Source organism: Gemmatimonadota bacterium, assembly GCA_039715185.1.
Taxonomy (GTDB): domain Bacteria; phylum Gemmatimonadota; class Gemmatimonadetes; order Longimicrobiales; family RSA9; genus DATHRK01.
The window spans coordinates 1-1,100 of sequence record JBDLIA010000243.1 but is presented as its reverse complement, the minus strand read 5'-3'; the positions used below and the strand labels follow the sequence as shown (position 1 = coordinate 1,100).

Genomic DNA, 1,100 nt, shown 5'->3' with positions numbered 1-1,100 from the left:
GTCTGGATCTTCTTCATGCGCCAGATGCAGTCGGGCACGGGGCGGGCGATGGGCTTTGGCAAGTCGCGCGCGCGCATGCTGACCGAGCGCACGGGGCGCGTCACATTCGAGGACGTCGCCGGGGTCGAGGAAGCCAAGCAGGAAGTCGAGGAAATCGTCGAATTTCTGCGCGATCCCCAGAAGTTCCAGCGCCTGGGCGGAAAGATCCCCAAGGGCGTGCTGCTGGTCGGCCCGCCGGGCACCGGCAAGACCCTGTTGGCGCGTGCCATCGCCGGCGAGGCCAACGTCCCCTTCTTCACCATTTCCGGCTCAGATTTCGTCGAGATGTTCGTCGGCGTCGGCGCCTCGCGCGTGCGCGACATGTTCGAACAGGGCAAGAAGAACGCGCCGTGCATCATCTTCATCGACGAGCTCGACGCGGTCGGCCGCCATCGCGGCGCCGGCCTCGGCGGCGGCAACGACGAGCGCGAGCAGACGCTCAACCAGCTTCTGGTCGAGATGGACGGCTTCGAGACCAACGAGGGCGTCATCCTGATTGCCGCGACCAACCGGCCGGACGTGCTCGACCCCGCGCTGTTGCGGCCGGGCCGCTTCGACCGACAGGTCGTCGTGCCCAATCCCGACATCATCGGCCGAGAGAAGATCCTGAAGGTGCATCTGCGCCGGGTTCCGCTGGCGCCCGACGTCGACGCCAAAGTCATCGCCCGCGGCACCCCGGGCTTCTCCGGCGCGGATCTGGCCAATCTGGTCAACGAGGCCGCCCTTCTGGCCGCGCGCAAGAACAAGCGCATGGTCACGATGGCCGAGATGGAAGAGGCCAAGGACAAGGTCATGATGGGCGCCGAGCGCCGCTCCATGGTCATGACCGACGAGGAAAAGGAGGCGACCGCCTATCACGAGTCGGGCCACGCCCTGGTCGCCCTCCATGTGCCGGGACACGACCCGCTGCACAAGGTGACCATCATCCCGCGCGGACGGGCGCTGGGCGTGACCATGTCGCTGCCCGAGCGCGACCGCTACTCCTACTCCCAGAAGGAGCTGGAGGCGAAGCTCGCCATGATGTTCGGGGGCCGGGTCGCCGAAGAGCTGATTTATGGTCG

At 66.8% G+C, this 1,100-nt stretch carries 1 protein-coding gene; it reads left to right on the top strand.

What is annotated here, in order from left to right; all coding sequences use genetic code 11:
* Window positions 1-1,100: ATP-dependent zinc metalloprotease FtsH (gene ftsH / locus ABFS34_17000; protein MEN8377124.1), on the top strand; the 1,100-nt coding region annotated here is incomplete at both ends.